We start from the raw sequence: 18,100 nt of genomic DNA on the forward strand, positions 1-18,100 counted from the left end.
TGCACTCCACCTCGCCGGAATGGGGTACCCGAATCCACGCAGTCATTTCGCAGTGAGTCGTTGCGAGGAACGAAGTGACGAAGCAATCTCAGTTCTCCGATATTCGTAGGTCAGTCCGCCGCGGCGGACTGACCCCTTAAATTTTGTGCAGTCAGGCGCCCCCGCCTGACTGTCTAAAATGTGTCGGGTAGGGGCGCCCGACACCACGTTGCACACACTCTGGCAGCGAATTTCGCTTGCTGGACTTCGAATGATGGCATATATAGCAGCGAGGAGTCATCCAAAATACAATATGACTGATATTAGTCCTAAGCTAAAAGGCAAGATTTCCGACTTTGTTGATACCAGCGTCCTACCTTTCTTAATCCAGAAATTCAATCCTTCTATCCCCACATTGTTGAAACAAGTTTTCGAGAATGACTATCTTTTAGACTCGTCTAAGCAGAAAAGCGATGCCGAGATCCGAATCCGAAAATTCGGCCACCTTGACCATGAAGATTTTCAGACTGTCCTAAAGATTGTCATTTTTCAGCAAGGAATTCAAGCTCGATCCGGCCGACATACAAGTTTTCTATGACGTAAAAAAATTCAGGGATAATGCGCTCGCACACAATCGCCGTCGCCAAGGCGGTACCCCTCGAAACGAAAGAGATTTTGCAACTGGTCTAGCCTCAATACCCAAAATGCTTGCAATTCTCTCAGCGCCAGAGGATTTAACTTCTAAGACTCATGCCTTAGAAGTGGAGTCCGTTCCTAGTGATATCAAGAAAACCCTTCAAGATAACTTCGATAGCGAGTCCCAACGGGCTGACTCTCCATCAGCCAAATCGGTCCACTCTAAGTCTTTCCAGTTTCCGCAAAACATTACTTGGCTGAGCCAAATTACTGAGAACCGCACTGGTTCCTTAACCGATAAGTTTGTCGGTCGCAAAAATCTGATGAACAAAATCGAAAACGAGGTGGTAGCCAGACACAAATCTTCATGGTTATTTTTTGCTCCACCTGGTTTTGGGAAATCTGCGATTGCGGCATCTTTGTTCGGGAGACTAAAACAACCACAGTGGCAACAAGGGCAACAAACAATTTATGTCGCCATTCATTATATCCTGTATAATGACAGCCTGACTCACGAGATCATCAATATGGGGCTCAGCCTTGCAAAGCAATTGAGCGACTCATTGAATATGCCTATTTTTTCTCAAGAAGAACAACCACATCTCGATAGCGTTAACATTGCGCACTGGTTGTCTGACGTTCTCAAAACATTCTCTTCGCCGGAAAGAAAGTTTATCTTTATCGTCGATGGGATCGATGAAGCGCCTGATGGGACTAGATCAAAAATCATTGCCTTTCTCAAAACAATAGCCGAGTCGGGATTGGTCACTCCAGTAATTCTTTCGAGAGACATTAAAGAGTTCGACTGTGATCCGGATATGACTTTAAGCTTCACAGATGAGGAACAACTAAAAGATATTTTTGATTACGTGAAACGTGAACTCGCTACCTGGCGTTCCGAAGAAATTCGAGAACAGTGGTCGAATGCAATTTCCAAGGCAACAGATGGCCAATTTATATATGCAAAGTACGTTGTTATTGGTGTTTTGAATGATATTTATCTAAACGTAGAGGAAATCGAGCAACTGCCAAAAAAATTGAAAGACCTGTATAAACGGACTCTTGATGACTTGGGGAAGTCGCACAGCGATGGAACAGTGTTTCTTGATCATATTGTTCCATTTTTGTCGACATTGCTCGTATCCGAAGGTAGCGTATGGTTAGATGTTTTGGTGGCCATACTCGAACAAAGAGGCATAGATGCTCGGTATACGCAATCGGTTATTAGCAAACTAAGGCAATGGTTGCGGGATTATCCCGATTCACCGTCACACCAAATCGAGCTTTGCCACAAGACGCTCCACGACTTCTTGTTATTGGATGAAGTGATCAGTTCAGAGCTTACCAAGGCACATTTAGAGTGGGCAAAGTACTTTATTGAGAATCTTGAGGAACAGGATCATTACGATCAGGTTGTCACACACATTCAAAAGGGCGGCAGTTCCGACCTTCTCATGGAATTACTTGGGAAGACAGATTACCTGAAAAATATTGCCATCGGCAAAAAACTTAGACCCTCGCACGAAGACGAAGAAGAAGAAGATCGAGTGTGTTACCCCGATGAGACGGTCGATTACTTTCTTCATTTTTGGCTCCCAGCTATCGAACATCCTATATTTGGAGAGTATGGAGGAATCCCCTCGTTGGCTGGAAGAGGTGTTGACTGCTCATCACTTGTGCTTCGCTTCAGTTTATTTGATAAATTGTTTCGGTATTTGGACAAGATACCTGGAAGTATAATTAATTTGGCACAAATAAATCCCAGGCATTGTGAAGACATCCTTCCCTTGATGGGAAAACGACAACCTGAATACTTGGCACTTAGAGAATTGGGCGTTATTAACCTACCCTATTCTTTTGAGCAAACGCTCTTGAATCCGCGTCCCGGACAAGGTCTAATTTCAGGGGTGGATCGTTCTTTAAGAGGCACATCCGAACTGGTAACTGAGATTAGAAATATTGAGCCGGTAGAGTCAGAGTCCGCCAGTGCCCAGTTCTATCAACAGTACCACCAGTTGAGCTTGCTTCATAATCTGGTTTATGCACCTGACTGCATCGAATATTCCGCACTCGTTAGAACAATTACTCGAGAGGTAATTGGATCTATTATAGGGTGCATCAATTCGGATGAAGATCCGATATTATATAAGCAATTCTATCACGTCCATCGCGGTGAAATGGTATTGAACTCGGATATTTTTCAAGACTACTGGTATTTTGTTTTGAAACGATGGCCAGATTTTTTCTTTGAGATATTGACGAATTTCGAACAACTTAGCGCCAGTGGCAGAATCCGCACTCGCAGACGGAGTTGTGATAGAAAGTGGAATGAGTACGAGGCTTTGAAAGTCATAAGCTGGGCGGTCGTATGCTACCTACCAAAACCCGAATTGAAGGACGCCATCGTGCGTCTTTCAAACATTTTTCCTCCGTCGAACGCGTATGATAAAATATTCTCAAGTGGTCTCGATATCTTTCGGTATTGTTTTGAAGTAAGCGACGACGAATTATTCGAAACTATAGACCGACTAGCGCCGGGATTCAGCGATGTTGCAAGAGTACAATCCTCGAGGATGTGGTCAAAACTTCTTGAAGGAGAAAGGACAGACGTTGACTTCGTAGTACTGAGAGATTCGCTCAAGTAGTTCTGATTTTATATCGAGCGCCGAGGTGATCAAATCCAAATATGAGATTGCCACGCCACGTCTAAGAAGTCGCGGCCCGCAATGACGGGGCTGCCTGACCTACAATTATCGGAGAAGATGGATTCTCCGCCACGGCGGACTGGAATGACATGTGATAAAATTTCTTTGTCATCGCACAAAGCGTCTCGACATTCGTTGGGACGGTGGGTATCAATATCGGTGCGCGACCGGGACGTCCCGCACGAAGACTAACACTGTCTGCCCACTTTCCCGCCGTGGCCGAGTGTGGTACAAGATTACGAGTGTAGTGTTTCAGTACGTCATTGCGAGTTTCACTTTCTGAAGTGAAACGTGGCAATCTCATGTTCTCCGATATTCGTAGATCATACCTTCCGGTGCCCCTATATCCGTTCTTCGTGCGGGACGTCCCGGTCGCGCACCAAAGTTAAAGCGACGCTCACGGCAGCAGACTAACATGAGATTGCCACGCCACGTCTAAGAAGCCGCGGCTCGCAATGACGGGTTGAGGATTTAGTTTTAACAAGAGCAATCTGAGATGTATAATATGCATAGAATAAAGGGAGACAATTTTGGCCAAACAGACATTTGATCAACGAGCAGACCCAGCATCATTAGCACGGGCGAATAGACTACTCGCTGGAGTGGAACGACACGAACTAGTGGCGACTAAATCAAATCCGCGTGAACAGTCTACTGTACCAAATTACTTTCTATCATTCAAGACTCGCGAAAATATTTGTATTGCAAATCTGTGTTTGTGGGATAACGGAACTGTGGCCGTAGAATTCCGACATCCCGACTTTCTCGCTCCAGAGCATTTGGACGATACAGATGTCAAACTTTACGGTAGCATGAGCTGGCCACAATATCGTTACCGTGATCACAATCGAGAAGCAAAGGCTTTAAGACTATTGTCTTCTTATCTCGATATGATAGGACCAGCCGTGCTTGCAAGACAGGTGGCCATACGTGGATCTAGTAAGGCGGAGCGTTCTCTACGAAACAGACTAAAGGAGCTCTTTCCGACAACAAGCTTTACTTACAATTATCGCGGCTTCGACTGGTTAGGAAAATTGGAACTTGACATCGTACTAACTGGTGAAAATCTTGCAATCGAAGTTCAAGGAGAGCAACATTTCAAGCCAGTGTGGGGAGAAGAGCATCTTTTAAGAATTACGATAAACGATTCCAAGAAAGCGATGCTTTGTGAAAAGAATGGATTTTCTTTGATAAGAATTACAACGGCTCAGGCTCTCAGAATTTCGAATGAAGATTTAAAGGCGGTTGTTCAAAAAGCAATCACTAACAAATGCAGTCTGATCGATATAGGATAAATTCGAAGAATACCCCCCCTACTCCAGCGTCTTCACCCTCTCGACCAGCGCGTTGAAAATATCAGGTCTTGACTTGTCATTGCCAGCAATTCTATATTCTTTCAACGCCTGCTTTAATGTCTCAACACCCTGTTTCGTCTTGCCCAGCCCAATCTCAATTTCGCCCATCTCCTCAAGCGCCTGAGCGATGGCATCATGGTCTTCCAGCCGCTCCGCCCAAGCCAGCATCGGGCGAATCCATTTTGCGGCCTCGTCATATTCCCCCAGATGGCGATAGGTCATGCCTATGTGATAATCGGCAAACAGTTTCGAGCGTTCAGCCGAATGACGCCAGTGGTATTCGCGCGAAGTGATATAGGCCGCAAGCGCACTATCATAGGCTTTCATCTCATAAAATGTGGCGCCAAGATTATTCCAAAGCGGCCCAAGCCAGCTTGGGACTTCGCCTTCCTCGGCGGCGGCGATCCCCTGTCGGCTCCAATCGATGCGCTCTTCGGGTTTCTCGCAGACAATCGCAAGCATATTTGCGGCATCGACCGCCCGCGCCCAAAGGTTGTTGGTTCGACAGTATTCATGCAGTTCCATAAACGTCTCACGGGATTTGGGAAGGCTGTCCTCTTTCCATTCGAAGCGTCCCCGCACACTCAAATACCGACTCCAGCCCATCTGGTCACTCTGATTGGCCCGAATCTTCGCTTTTTCAAGAATAGGTCGGCCTTCTTCAATGCGGTTCAGCCCAATATACATACGGGCCATCTGTGAAAGGGCCTCGGTCTCAATTGACGGATTGAACTCTTTGCGGGCCAGCGCGGCGGCCGAATCGTATTGTTCAAGCGCGGTCGCATAGTCGCGCTTTTGAAAGGTCGAGTCGGCCAGCTTTAACAGTGAATCGGCAGTGATTTCAGCCTGTGGATCAATCATAGTTGCCTTGTTTGGCTTGGATATTCGGTCTATTGCATCTGCTGGCGCAATAAATATGGCGGCTATGGCTAATACGATAGTGCCGATGGACACGAAAAGTCTCATTATGTCTCCTTGGTGGTAGCATCCGTTCAAGTATAATCGATACTTTCCTATATTTCAACTAGAGACAAAGCTAAATCCCTGCTTGCTTTAGCCGTTGACCCGTTGAACCGCCAGTTCTATATTGGAAAGCTTTTTGCCGATTTAGTAACGACGGACAAACAACCGACTCTATAAGGAATACGGAATGCGTGCTCTTATCACTGGTATAACTGGACAGGATGGCTCCTACCTCGCTGAACTTCTATTGGAAAAAGGGTATGAGGTTATCGGCATGGTGCGACGTGCATCCACTGAATCTTTCGAGCGCATAAACCATATTACCGATCGTGTGACTCTTGTACAGGCCGATTTACTTGATCAGCTTTCCATTATTTCGATAATTGATACGCACCACCCCGACGAGGTTTATAATCTGGCCGCGCAGTCTTTTGTCCCCACAAGCTGGGTGCAGCCGGTTTTGACCGGTGAATTCGATGCTCTGGGTGTCACCAAAGTCCTCGAAGCGATTCGCCATGTCGACAAGAAAATAAAATTCTACCAAGCGTCATCGTCGGAGATGTTCGGCAAGGTGCAGGAAGTTCCTCAGAAAGAAAGCACCCCCTTCTATCCGCGCTCGCCGTATGGTGTGGCCAAAGTCTACGGCCATTTTATCACAGTGAATTATCGCGAGAGCTATGGTATGCATGCCTCATCGGGAATCCTTTTTAACCATGAATCGCCGCGCAGGGGACTTGAATTTGTCACGCGTAAGATAACCGATGGGGCCGTTCGGATAAAACTGGGACTTGCAAAAAACCTCGCGCTGGGCAATCTTGACGCAAAACGCGACTGGGGCTTTGCCGGAGATTATGTTAGGGCAATGTGGCTTATGCTCCAACAGGAAAATCCGGGCGATTTCGTTATCGCATCGGGTGAGACGCATTCGGTTGAAGAATTTGTCCGACTTGCATTTGGCCACCTTGATTTGGACTACAAAAAATATGTGACCATCGACCAGCGCTTTGTCCGACCGGCAGAAGTTGATTTGCTTCTGGGTGATCCGAGCCAAGCGCGCAAGAAACTCGGATGGGAGCCAAAAGTATCGTTCACACAGTTAGTCACAATGATGGTCGATGCCGATATGAAGCGTCTGTCAGCGCTGAGAGCGTTTTGAACGAATGAAGCGTCCGCACGCGTTTATCACCGGCATCGCCGGGTTTGCAGGATCGTTTTTGGCCGAAGAGCTTTTGGCGCATGGCTACACTGTTTCAGGTTCAACAAATACGAAAGAGCCTCTTCGTAATCTCAAAGACATTCAGAAGAAACTGAACCTTGTGGAACTGGATATTACAAACGCGAAAAAAACCGAACAGATTGTGATACGCCTTAAACCGGACTATATGTTTCATCTGGCCGCGATTGCCTCGGTGGGGAAATCTTTTGAGATGGAGCGCCTGACTTTTGATGTAAACCTCAGTGGCACAGTCAATCTCCTTGAAGCGGCAAAGCAGACGAGATCGCTAAAGCGTTTTTTGTTTGTCGGTTCTGCGGATTGCTATGGGAAATTTTCTCCTGTGAATAAGACCTTGAGAGAAAATCAGCCACTCAATCCGATATCGCCTTATGGCATTTCCAAAGCGGCCGCGGAACAGACCAGTTTGTATTATTTTCGCCAACATGGTCTTCCAGTAGTCATTACGCGCGCCTTCACTCACAGCGGCCCGAGGCAGACTGACAGCTTTGTTGTGCCATCGTTTGCCAAGCAAGTGGCCATGATCGAAGCCGGGATTCAAAAGCCGATTATCAGTGTGGGCGATCTTTCGGCGCGGCGGGATATCTCAGATGTCCGAGACATTGTATCTGGTTACCGGCTGGCCGTTGAAAAAGGAGTACCCGGCGAAATCTATCAACTTTCCAGCGGAAAAAGTGTAGAGGTAAAGAAGTTGCTTGAGGGGCTGGTGAGCCTCTCATCTGCGAAGATAAAAGTGGGAGTTGACAAGGCGCGGCTTCGCAAATCAGATATTCCAATTTTGCGCGGTGATAATCGGAAAGCGGTTGAACAACTTGGGTATAAAAGCCGATACAGTGTTCGTGAAACTTTGCAGGAGACACTGCAGTATTGGCGGACTGAGGTTCGATCAATGAGAAAGAAAGGCTAAATGAAGACGAAAAAGGTAAAAGGGTCGTACTACGATACCCTGATGACTAAGATAAAAGACCGCAAAGCCAGAGCGGGCATCATAGGTCTTGGCTATGTGGGACTTCCATTGGCAATGGCGCTTGTCGAAGCCGGTTTCAAAGTTACAGGCTTTGATATCTCAACGACAAAAGTTAGATTGCTCAACTCCGGAAAGTCCGATATCGACGACATTCCTGATATGGTTGTCTCTGGGTCTGTGGCCACCGGCAAGTTTCTCGCGACCGATAATCCGAAAGATCTTGCAGGTCTTGATATAATTTCAATCTGTGTCCCGACCCCGCTATCGAAAACAAAAGACCCCGATGTCAGCTACATCCTTTCGGCAATGGGGTTTGTGAAGGACAATTTTACAAAGGGCTCGCTTGTGGTCCTTGAATCCACAACCTACCCCGGTACAACCGAAGAATTGATTTTGCCGCTTTTGCAGGGGGGGGATATGAAAGTCGGCAAAGACTTCTTTCTTGCCTTCTCGCCTGAGCGCGTTGACCCGGGTAATGCCAAGTATAATACCCGCAACACACCAAGAGTGGTCGGGGGAATTACACCCAATTGCACATTAGTGGCTAAGACTTTTTATGAAGCCACAATTCCAAACGTCTATCCCGTTTCCTCGACCCAGGCCGCGGAGATGGTCAAACTGCTTGAGAATACTTTCCGCTCGGTGAATATCGGCCTTGTTAACGAAGTCGCTCTGATGTGCGAGCGGCTCAAAATCGATGTCTGGGAAATTATTGATGCCGCGGCAACGAAGCCATTCGGATTTATGCCGTTCTATCCCGGGCCGGGACTTGGAGGGCATTGCATTCCCATTGACCCGCATTATCTCTCATGGAAACTGAAGTCGCTCAACTACTACGCCCGATTTATTGAACTGGCCGGGGAAATTAACAGCCACATGCCCGAATATGTGGTCGAGCGTATTTCCGGATTCATGAATCATCGTTTTGCCAAAGCCCTAAATAAATCCTCGGTACTCGTGCTGGGATTGGCCTACAAAAAAGACATTCAGGATGTCCGTGAATCTCCGGCATTGGACGTAATAAAATTACTCGAAGACAAAGGGGCAAAGGTGACATACAACGACCCCTATGTTCCGACGTTCAATTGGCGTGATAAATTGGCAAAATCGACCAAGTTGACAGACTCTGTTTTGGCAAAAGCGGATCTTGTGGTTATCGTAACCGACCATACCCTTTATAATTACCAGTGGATTGTGGACAAGTCAAAGGCTATTTTCGATACCCGGAATGCGACCAAAAAGGTTCTCAAAAACAGACAGAAGATCGAATTACTCTAACAGGCTTTTCCTTATAGGTTATTCAACTGCATTGAGATAACTCTTGATTGTCTCAAGTCGGTTTTCTGTGTCTGTCTCTCCTTCAAGATTAGTCATAATGTGCCGAATAGTATATCGATAGGCATATTTTATGATAGAAATACAAACAGCTAACTCAAAAACACTCTCGAGTATTGGCCTCATCCTCAAAGACCTGCTGAAAGTAATCAAAGTCGTTTCGATGTATCCGGAGGGTAATCCTCTGCCGGCCTCGCTTAAGCGTACATTCTCAGAAAAGCTGGTCGACCTTATCGAAGACTTTGGAGAGATTGCCGTCACAGTCAATAAGGACAACCTTGTCTATAACGGCGAAGTCGCCTACACTGACAAATCCAAGGAAGAGTCACTTGCAGGACTCTTTTTCACCAGCGGGATTACTACGATTCGTTTCGGCGCGGAATTAAGCGTTGACGACATTTATCACTTCCTTGATGTGCTCAAAACATTTGTAAATGCGACCAATAAATCTTTGGACCTTGTCGCCCTGCTCTGGGAAATGGGAAGCCCGAACATCACCTTCAATACTGTTGAAGATGTCGCCCTCTCAGGTTACGAAGGAGACCTTAAAGTCAAAGAGACCCAAAGAGGTGGCGGCGGATATTCGTCGGGAGACAGCGCTGACAAGTATAATTCCATTTTTACCGAAGGGGATATACTCGATGATGGCAGCCCTAATGCTGATGAAGAAATAGTTTTCGGTGATAGCATTTTCATCGAAAATGGGAACTTTGGTATACCTCAAGCGAAGAATCAGGGAATGACGACTGGACAAAGTCCAGCGCCAAAACAGGGACAACAACCAACAGCCTCGGGTTCCGGACTGTCCCAACCAACACATTCCAGCGCGAAGAAGATCGGATATAGCGATTCCGATTCAGAGCAGCTTGAGGAACTGGGCCTTAAAGAAGCAAGTGGCAATAGTTCCCAGCCCGGAATCTCGGAGCTTTTTAATTTCCCCGCAGAACTCCCGCGAGATGCTGTGGGAAGTAAATCCACCTCTGCTTCCGGCAGTTCGGGTCCACTTTCGGGACGCTCAGTCATCGAAACTGCATTGCTGCTTAATGATGAACTCAAACTTTCTCAGGAAGAGAAAGAGTATGTAAAAACATTAACTGCTCACGATGCTGATTTCGATATGAATGAATCTACTCTTGAACTCTGCAAAGAGATGCTGCATCAGGAAACCGACATGACTGGTTTCTATGAGACAGTTACCATTATCGAAAAAGTACACGGCGAATTCATAGAAAACGGACGTCTGACGGAGGCCGGACAAATTCTGGAATACTTTGAGACGCTCGATGCTGCTGTCAGGGCAGAGAAACCGATGTGGGCGGAACGTCTGAAAGAAGCGAGGGCGATGGCCGGAAGCCGTGAGCGGATTAGACTGCTGGCCGACTCGGTTAACACTCACCCGAATCTTGGCCCCGCGGACCTTCGCAGGTATCTGCAAGTCTTCGGCAAAGAATCGCTTCTGGGAATAACTGAACTTGTTGGCTGGATCACCGACCGGGGATACTATGCCATGCTCTCTGATTTTCTCGTCAAAGCGGGTAAAGAACAAATCCATATCATCGCCAAAGGGATATTCGACAAGCGACCCGATGTAGTTATCAATACAATAACTGTCCTGGCACAGATAGAGGATCCGGCTGCGTTCAACTACCTTCGTAAAGCTGCCTCAAATGAAAACCTTGCTGTGCGCAAGGAATTGATCAGCCGGCTCAAAGATAGTCCGGTGGAAGAATCATTGGCTGTTTTGGGAATGATGGTTTTTGATACTTCGGCCGCAATACGCAAAGAAGCTATCGAATCAATCGTCTTAAAACAAACGCCTCGTTCGTTTACTGTTATTAATTCCCTCATTATGGGAGATCGACTCGACACGCTGGATATAGAAGAGCGTCAGTCAGTTCATAACGCTTTCTCCAAGCTGGGAGGAGCTGAAGCCATCGATTTCTTCTCGGAGAAAATCCTCAAATATAACTTTGGTTTTAACAAGAAGCTTTCATTTGTGCGAGCATCTGCATTTGAGTCCCTGAGATTCAATGAGAGTGAACGGTGCGAGAAGCTTCTGCTCAGGCTCTGCTCAAGCTGGCGGCCCGGCATTCGCAAGCGGGCTCAGGAAACTCTCCGCAGACGGCGTGAAACCATATTCGGAGGAACGAAATGAACAGTCCAGCAACTGACGCTGCGCCCCGCTTGTTGGCTGGCAAGGCTGAAGAAAACATGCTTACTTCTTTTTTCGTGCTCTACAAAACAGCGCGAATATTGGAGCAGAATAATGCAACCTTTAAAAGCCGTCTGAGCGGGTTTTACGAGATATTCAAAGGGCTTGCTTCTGAGCATAGCAGAATTTCCATCAAAATTATCTCAGGTCGTTATTTTGTCAATGAACAGATGGTGCGTTTCGATGACCAGGGTCTGTCCGGCGCTGCAAGCGTGGTCGCCGAGTGGAAAATGCTTGGTGTCGCTGGCGCTCACATTGAATCGTCGGTTACCCTTGAAGAGTTGAGCCGATTTTTCACCTTCATTTCCGCCATGCGCCCATCGGAGGAAAATATTGAATCTCTCAGCGGGAAACTGAAGAACCATGGCTTGCCGTCGATTCAATTGCTGTCATTCAAAGAGGTTGGAAGCGAAGTTCCATTTGAAAATAAAGAAGTGCGTCAGAAAGTCAGGGCTGCGGCGCGAACGACATTCTTCCAAGCCGTGTCGGTCGTAGAGGAAGTTGTGCTCAGCGCAGCTAAGGATAAGGGAATAAACGCCTCCAAAACACGCAGGGTGGTCCACAGTCTTATCGACCACATTACTCGCGATGAGTCCTCGCTAATCGAGCTCACCGCAATTCGCAATTTTGACGACTATACCTACGCTCATTCGACAAATGTGTGTGTCTACTCCTTGACTATGGGCGTACGGCTCAATCTCGACCGACCGCGCCTGTCACAGCTCGGATTTTCGGCGCTTTTTTATGACATTGGCAAAGTTAAACTCTCGACGGATTTGATTCGCAAACCTGGTGCCTATGACGAGGACGACTGGCTGCAAATGCAGAGACATCCTCATCTTGGCGCCAAGACGATTCTTCGCAATATGAAGCTCGACGTCCACACCGCCCGCGCGGCGCGCGGCGCATTTGAGCATCATATCAACAATGACTTCACTGGTTATCCCTCCCTTCGTTACCAGCAGAGGGCGCCGGATCTGTTTTCAAAGGTTATTTCAATCGCCGACACTTTCGACGCATTGACTTCGGGACGGGTATACCTGAAAAAAGCGATGGGCCCCGATGTCGTGTTGAAAAAGATGAGCTATCAGATGAAAGTCAAATTCGATCCCTTTTTGCTCAAACTATTTAGTAATATCATCGGAATCTATCCTGCTGGAACACTTGTGCTGTTGACCACCAATGAAATAGCGTTGGTTCTCACCAACAATGACACTGACCGCTCAAGGCCGTATATCAAAATCGTCGGTGACGAAAAAGGACTTCTGGCCGACCCGCTCTGGACAGATCTCTCACAACTGGAGCATGCCGGCCGGAAAATAGCCCGGCAAATAGATCCCGAACGGTATGGTCTTGATCTGAAATCTTTTGTGCTTGAAGATAAATAGTTGATTCAAAACGTGAGTGTAAGCATCGCATTCACACCGCCAGCATCGTCCGGAAATATCGATAGATCCACTTTGTGATTCTCCTGCATACTCGGCGAGCCAGATAAATGGGCATCGACATAGGCATCAAACATCGAAACAAAAATGGCAATTCCAGCAAACCAGCGAAACTTATAGCTATTATCACGGCGGTTTTCATACAGTCCGTACAACACATTCCTCTGGCTGATACTTGTTGCCGCCGTGTATTGCTTGCGGAAATTCGATGCCTGGCGGCCGTAGTGTATCGCTGATGCTATAAACCAAGTCTCAAAACCAATAATAATTCCCGCTTTGATATAACTTCTATTCTTTATCTGGCCAAGACCCGGCACGAGCATCGAGCGAAAGAGCGCTTTGGTCGGATTCTGTACCAATCTTGTTTCCAAGTCAACTGGGTTATCCACCTTCAGAGCGCCTTCTTCCGGTTCGTCGGGGATAAAAATGACCGTATCGCTGGTTGTTGTATCGGAGATTTTTATCCTATCAGTGTAGATTGAGTCATCTTGCGCGCTCACCCCTGATGCAGAAAACACAAGCAGTAAATCAACGAAAATAATGATAGGCCATGTCATGGATTATCAGGCCAATACTGTCAGCTGTTTTGGAGCCATGCTTACCTCGAGTGAATTATTTGGCAGAATGATAAGCTCGCCGTCGAGATAAAGCGTTTTTCCTTTGGTTGGCTGACAGGTTATAACTTTGCCTCGATAGAGACGAATGATGTTTCCATAGACATATTCGCCTTTGGCTATCTTACGGGTATAGGCGGAAAACTCATCTGCATGATTTCCGTAGTCAAAAATAACTTCGGCGCTGCCATCGTCAGTGAGCGACACCGGCGACATGGGCAAGCCGACAGTGTAGGGCACAAGGTTTATATTTATCATAATGGGCGTGACTTCAAACCGAAAGCTGTCCACTTTTATAGTCATGGCTTCCGCTTTTACTTTCGAAGCAATCTGTGATCCGAGGGATGCCCAGCCGAAGTTAAACAAACGGGGGAATTTGCGCTGACTGAACTCTTCGGCAAAGAGCGGAACAAAACCAAGTCCGATCGAGCCAAAGAATGGTTGTCCCGATGCCACTGCGCTGTCGGCCATCCGCGTTTTTCCGGAAAGAATCTGGGTGATGACTTTATCGGTGCTTCGATCGGAATACAGAGACCGAGCAATATTGTTCCATCGTCCAAGCGGAAGAATGCCAATGGGCATATCATGTTCAAGCGCCGCCCGGGCAGCAAGATTGACGGTTCCGTCCCCTCCGCAGGCAATGAGCGCGGTAATCTTGCCCCATTTGGATGCATCACCCGGCAGTTCCTGTAATTTGTTCGATGCCGCGGCATGGGCATGCTCCAACAGTTCGCCTGCGGTTTCAGGTTCGGTTATGGTATAGAAGCCCCCCTGTTCTTTGATAGCGGTTGTGAGTTTGGTGATAGCTTTCGGATCATATTCAGCCGACTTTTTATTGACAAGAAGGCAAAAGTGAGATTTTCCGGATATCCGTTTGCGGCGTTTAAACATATTTGAAGTAGCTCATATCTCCGTCATAGACCAGTTGTTCTGTCTCAGTTCGTTTTTATAAGATACATGCAACTAACCTGCTCTGTAAAGAGAAGATAACGAGTGTCGACAAAGCTATTACCAGTTGATTAGACGTCCCAAAGAGAGTATCTTAACGCTATATGTCTACGACCGCCGTGGCCTCTTCAAAACCCTCGCTTCAAAATATCTGGTATCTGATACCATTTATCATTTTGATCGGAATCTATGCCCCTGCCCTATCTGATTTGATCGTCAACTGGTACGAAGACGATAACTATTCCCATGGCTTTTTGGTGCCTCTTGTTTCGGGATATCTTATCTGGACGCAGCGGAAGCAACTGAGTGCGATCGTCTTGTCGCATGATATTCTCGGGATTGTGCCTATTGTCATCGGAATGGGGCTATTTATCCTGGGCAATGGCGCCTCCGAATATTTTACCGTCCGTTTTTCTTTCCTGCTCGTCTTGTGCGGGCTGGTCTGTTACCTCTTCGGTCGAGCGATTGTGCGGGCGAACTGGTTCGCCTTTTTCTTTCTGCTGTTCATGATTCCCATCCCGTATGTTATTTATTACGCCGCAACGTTTCCGATGCAGGCCTTCGCGACAACAATCACCGTCTTTGTACTCGATACTGTGGGGATGGGCGTCGTCCGGCAGGGGAATATTATCCATATAGCTGGACACTCGCTTGAGGTCGCAGAAGCCTGCTCTGGAATGCGCTCACTTGTCTCGCTCCTTGCGCTCGGGGCCCTGTTTGCTCACACAAGTCAGCGGCGGTTCCTACCCCAGATAATTCTTTTTCTTTCGACCATACCTATCGCGGTATTTGCCAATGTCGTTCGGGTCTTTACAACAACGGTGCTGGTTGGCTCAGGCTTTGCCGAAGTTACAACCGAGCCTTGGCATTCAATCATGGGGCTCATGGTTTTTGTTATTGCATTTGTTATGCTGTTTGTCGTTGGATTGATACTCAAACAGGTGTTCAAATGAGCCGCCCGGTGATAATTGCCTCAATCATCTTGTTCTTGGGAGGGGCATTCGGAAACTATTTGAGGTTTATCGAGCAGACTCCCGACCGTCCGGTCCAATTCAGCGAGATTCCGCTGAACGTCAACGGCTATATCGGTGATGAACGACGCTTCTCGGAGGAAAGCTACGGCATACTAAAAGCCGACACGACCACACTCCGCTATTACCGCGGGCCTTCGGGAGAACAGCTCTGGCTATTTATCGCCTATTTTGCCTCTCAGAAATACGGAAGTCAGATTCATTCGCCCAAACATTGCCTGCCCGGCGGCGGATGGAATATAGAACGGCTCGAGCGGTACGCGCTTAGTCTGCCCGATGGCAAGACCAAACAGGTCAACCGGCTGATAATCGGCGAACGTGACCGCAAACAAATTATGTTCTATTGGTTTGAAACACGCAATGGAGATATTGACGATGAATTCATGCTCAAATGGGACCTCATGAAGAACTCACTTTTCCTGAAACCGACCGATGCCGCCATCGTCAGGCTGACCGTCCCACTTGAGCGCAACGACAGCATTGAGAAAGCGACCGAACGAGCCACAGCCTATTTTGCGAACTTTTATCCGTCTATAGAAAAAGCGCTCCCTTTCGGAGACTAAGGTATATCAGCGGGATTTGATATGGGAACCCTGTCACCAAAAATATTCGAATGGCTATTCCGACTCGCCCGCCCCGAGCAGTGGATTAAAAACGGGCTGGTTATCATTCCATTAGTCTTCGCTGGCGAGGCTGGCTCGGTTTACAAAATCGAACGAATCATAGCCGCCTTTGTGATTTTTTGCCTGCTCTCGTCGTCGATGTATACTATCAACGACTTGGTCGATCGCGACAAAGACAAAATCCATCCGCTCAAAAAAAGCCGTCCGATTGCCTCTGGAAAAGTGAGTCCGACCCAGGCTGTGGTCTTTGCCTCACTTCTCATGGCCGCTGGTCTGGCTGGAGCGTGGCTGTTGGGAAGAAGTTTTTTTGTCATAGCAGGCACATTTGTACTTCTCAATCTCGCCTACTCGTTCGCGCTCAAAAATGTTGTCATTCTGGATGCCATGAGCATTGCCTTCAGTTTTGTCCTTCGAACTTTTGCAGGCGCGGCGGCTATTGATGTTGTCGCTTCAAAGTGGATGCTTATAAACACGTTTCTGCTGGCCCTCTTTTTGGTTTTTGGCAAACGAAGACACGAGCTTGTTATGTTGGACAAAATAGCCACCGCTCATCGGGCCATTCTGGGAAAATACTCGTCGTATTTATTAGACCAGCTTATTGCCGTCACAACTCCGTCGGTGGTGGTGATGTATATGCTCTATTCTTTTTCAAGCGAGGTCTCAGAGAAGTTGGGGACTGAGAACCTTTATTTGACAATTCCGTTTGTTGTCTATGGAATTTTCAGGTATCTCTATTTGATTCACAAAGAAGACAAGGGGGGTTCACCGACGACAGTGTTGTTTGGCGACCGCCCAATTTTGTTCACTGTTATTCTTTGGATGATTACTGTTTTTGTTGTTCTGTATACGAGCCCGGGGAATCTCAGTTCCCCGATATAAGTAGATCATACCTTCTTAGGTCTCGACATCTTCTCTTCATCTTGTAGCACGAGTCATTCTTATGCCCCGCGAGTCTTTATTCCTGAAGAATACGCCCTCGCCCGACATTATGATTGAACTGTCAGGCGAGGGCTTTCAAGTCCGCCGAAGGAGGGCGCCTGACAGCACTGATAACCTTAACTGAGGTTGCTTCGCCTGCCCGCCGTGGAGGGTCACTTCGTTCCTCGAAACGACTCACCCTTTGGTGACCTGCAATACCTAATCTATCAACTCTTTGACGAACGGCGGGAGAGCGAAAGCGGCTTTGTGAATTTCTGCGTTATAGTAGCGCGTTTTCAAGGATGACTCCAGTTTGTCATAGCGCTTCTGGTCAAATTGCGACGGCGGGTCATATTTTTTGCTGCAGAAGGCAAATGACCAATAGGCCGAAGGATAAATCGGCATGAAGGCGGTGTACATCTTCACAATCGGGAAGATGTCTTTGAGGTTTTCATACATCGGCCGTATCGCCGCCTTGTGATAAAACGGCGACTCAGACTGGGCAATCATGATGCCGTTATCGGTCAGCGTGTCATACACTTTCTGATGGAACGGCTTCTGGAACAGATCTGCCGCCGGGCCGATCGGATCAGAAAGGTCGAGAGTTATCAACTCAAACTTCTCTTTTGTGTTCTCGATAAAATGTTTCCCATCGGCAAAGATAACGTTGGCGCGAGGGTCATCCAGGCCAGTCGTCAGATGCGGCAGATGCCGCTGGGAGACTTCGACCACCATTTTATCTATCTCGCACATTGTGCACTTTTCGACTACCGGATGTTTGAGCACTTCGGTCAGCGCGCCGCAGTCGCCGCCGCCTATAATGAGAACATTGCGTGGATTCGGATGCGTAAAAAGCGGAACATGGGTAATCATCTCGTTATAGGCGTTGTTGTCATTGTCGCATGCCATGAGCGAGCCATAGAGAACAAGTATTTTTCCGAAGAACTTGTTCTCAAGGACATCGATCCGCTGAAAATCGGATTGTGTTGATTCCAAAACCCGATCGACTTTAACTGTCAGGCCTGCGCAATGCTCGTGAAGCTCTGAATACCAGACATTCCAGAGGTCTTCCATTCCGGCGACAGAGACTCCGCGCTCGGCGGTCTTTTGCTCGTGCATTTTCTCTTTCTTTTCC

Annotated in this window: 14 protein-coding genes; 10 read left to right on the plus strand and 4 right to left on the minus strand. The window is 47.4% G+C overall.

The window, feature by feature from the left end:
* Positions 1–518: 518 nt before the first annotated feature.
* Together SGI97_04980 and SGI97_04985 are read left to right on the plus strand one after the other, a co-directional pair.
* On the plus strand, positions 519–3,260 hold the full coding sequence (locus SGI97_04980) for an ATP-binding protein (GenBank protein MDZ4723238.1): 2,742 nt from the start codon (positions 519–521) through the stop codon (positions 3,258–3,260).
* A gap of 590 nt (positions 3,261–3,850) precedes the next feature.
* A complete protein-coding gene (locus SGI97_04985; protein MDZ4723239.1) occupies positions 3,851–4,615 on the plus strand; it encodes a hypothetical protein in 765 nt (254 codons plus the stop codon).
* Between the two features lie 18 nt (positions 4,616–4,633).
* On the opposite strand, the gene SGI97_04990 is transcribed toward SGI97_04985, so the two are convergent.
* Positions 4,634–5,641 carry a tetratricopeptide repeat protein gene (locus SGI97_04990; protein MDZ4723240.1) on the minus strand — a complete coding sequence of 336 codons (1,008 nt, stop codon included), beginning with the start codon at positions 5,639–5,641 and terminating at the stop codon, positions 4,634–4,636.
* A gap of 184 nt (positions 5,642–5,825) precedes the next feature.
* Here SGI97_04990 and gmd point away from each other — a divergent pair, with 184 nt between their 5' ends.
* The 5 genes from gmd to SGI97_05015 all read left to right on the plus strand — a co-directional run bounded on the left by gmd (position 5,826) and on the right by SGI97_05015 (position 12,774).
* The gene (gene gmd, locus SGI97_04995) at positions 5,826–6,794 is read left to right on the plus strand and encodes a GDP-mannose 4,6-dehydratase (protein MDZ4723241.1); all 969 of its coding nucleotides are present in this window, start codon (positions 5,826–5,828) and stop codon (positions 6,792–6,794) included.
* A 4-nt stretch (positions 6,795–6,798) separates the two neighbouring features.
* A complete protein-coding gene (locus SGI97_05000; protein MDZ4723242.1) occupies positions 6,799–7,779 on the plus strand; it encodes a GDP-mannose 4,6-dehydratase in 981 nt (326 codons plus the stop codon).
* Positions 7,780–9,117, plus strand: coding sequence for a nucleotide sugar dehydrogenase (locus tag SGI97_05005; GenBank protein ID MDZ4723243.1), 1,338 nt, complete (start codon positions 7,780–7,782; stop codon positions 9,115–9,117).
* 130 nt (positions 9,118–9,247) lie between these two features.
* Positions 9,248–11,329, plus strand: coding sequence for a HEAT repeat domain-containing protein (locus tag SGI97_05010; GenBank protein ID MDZ4723244.1), 2,082 nt, complete (start codon positions 9,248–9,250; stop codon positions 11,327–11,329).
* Complete coding sequence (locus SGI97_05015) at positions 11,326–12,774, plus strand: HD domain-containing protein (GenBank protein ID MDZ4723245.1); 1,449 nt, start codon at positions 11,326–11,328, stop codon at positions 12,772–12,774. The genes SGI97_05010 and SGI97_05015 overlap by 4 nt, the downstream gene beginning before the upstream one ends.
* 5 nt (positions 12,775–12,779) lie before the next feature.
* Here the strand turns inward: SGI97_05015 and SGI97_05020 are convergent, their stop codons facing one another.
* Positions 12,780–13,388, minus strand: coding sequence for a DUF5683 domain-containing protein (locus SGI97_05020; protein ID MDZ4723246.1), 609 nt, complete (start codon positions 13,386–13,388; stop codon positions 12,780–12,782).
* 6 nt (positions 13,389–13,394) lie between these two features.
* Positions 13,395–14,336: a diacylglycerol kinase family protein gene (locus SGI97_05025; GenBank protein ID MDZ4723247.1), complete on the minus strand. Its 942-nt coding sequence runs from the start codon at positions 14,334–14,336 to the stop codon at positions 13,395–13,397.
* A 161-nt stretch (positions 14,337–14,497) separates the two neighbouring features.
* Here SGI97_05025 and SGI97_05030 point away from each other — a divergent pair, with 161 nt between their 5' ends.
* From SGI97_05030 to SGI97_05040, 3 genes are read left to right on the plus strand one after another with little or no spacing between them, the layout of a single operon-like run.
* Positions 14,498–15,346 (plus strand): exosortase/archaeosortase family protein, encoded by an 849-nt coding sequence (locus tag SGI97_05030; GenBank protein MDZ4723248.1) that lies wholly within the window; start codon positions 14,498–14,500, stop codon positions 15,344–15,346.
* On the plus strand, positions 15,343–15,987 hold the full coding sequence (locus SGI97_05035) for an EpsI family protein (protein ID MDZ4723249.1): 645 nt from the start codon (positions 15,343–15,345) through the stop codon (positions 15,985–15,987). The genes SGI97_05030 and SGI97_05035 overlap by 4 nt, the downstream gene beginning before the upstream one ends.
* A gap of 21 nt (positions 15,988–16,008) precedes the next feature.
* The gene (locus tag SGI97_05040; protein ID MDZ4723250.1) at positions 16,009–16,926 is read left to right on the plus strand and encodes a decaprenyl-phosphate phosphoribosyltransferase; all 918 of its coding nucleotides are present in this window, start codon (positions 16,009–16,011) and stop codon (positions 16,924–16,926) included.
* 258 nt (positions 16,927–17,184) lie between these two features.
* Here the strand turns inward: SGI97_05040 and speE are convergent, their stop codons facing one another.
* Positions 17,185–18,084 carry a polyamine aminopropyltransferase gene (gene speE / locus SGI97_05045; protein MDZ4723251.1) on the minus strand — a complete coding sequence of 300 codons (900 nt, stop codon included), beginning with the start codon at positions 18,082–18,084 and terminating at the stop codon, positions 17,185–17,187.
* Between the last annotated feature and the right edge of the window lie 16 nt (positions 18,085–18,100).

Source organism: Candidatus Zixiibacteriota bacterium, assembly GCA_034439475.1.
Classification (GTDB): domain Bacteria; phylum Zixibacteria; class MSB-5A5; order GN15; family FEB-12; genus JAWXAN01.

Bases quoted from the DNA above. Each gene is read 5' to 3' on its own strand.
- SGI97_04990 (MDZ4723240.1), bottom strand. From the start codon at position 5,641: ATGAGACTTTTCGTGTCCATCGGCACTATCGTATTAGCCATAGCCGCC.
- gmd (MDZ4723241.1), top strand. From the start codon at position 5,826: ATGCGTGCTCTTATCACTGGTATAACTGGACAGGATGGCTCCTACCTC.
- SGI97_05000 (MDZ4723242.1), top strand. From the start codon at position 6,799: ATGAAGCGTCCGCACGCGTTTATCACCGGCATCGCCGGGTTTGCAGGA.
- SGI97_05005 (MDZ4723243.1), top strand. From the start codon at position 7,780: ATGAAGACGAAAAAGGTAAAAGGGTCGTACTACGATACCCTGATGACT.
- SGI97_05010 (MDZ4723244.1), top strand. From the start codon at position 9,248: ATGATAGAAATACAAACAGCTAACTCAAAAACACTCTCGAGTATTGGC.
- SGI97_05015 (MDZ4723245.1), top strand. From the start codon at position 11,326: ATGAACAGTCCAGCAACTGACGCTGCGCCCCGCTTGTTGGCTGGCAAG.
- SGI97_05020 (MDZ4723246.1), bottom strand. From the start codon at position 13,388: ATGACATGGCCTATCATTATTTTCGTTGATTTACTGCTTGTGTTTTCT.
- SGI97_05025 (MDZ4723247.1), bottom strand. From the start codon at position 14,336: ATGTTTAAACGCCGCAAACGGATATCCGGAAAATCTCACTTTTGCCTT.
- SGI97_05030 (MDZ4723248.1), top strand. From the start codon at position 14,498: ATGTCTACGACCGCCGTGGCCTCTTCAAAACCCTCGCTTCAAAATATC.
- SGI97_05035 (MDZ4723249.1), top strand. From the start codon at position 15,343: ATGAGCCGCCCGGTGATAATTGCCTCAATCATCTTGTTCTTGGGAGGG.
- SGI97_05040 (MDZ4723250.1), top strand. From the start codon at position 16,009: ATGGGAACCCTGTCACCAAAAATATTCGAATGGCTATTCCGACTCGCC.
- speE (MDZ4723251.1), bottom strand. From the start codon at position 18,084: ATGCACGAGCAAAAGACCGCCGAGCGCGGAGTCTCTGTCGCCGGAATG.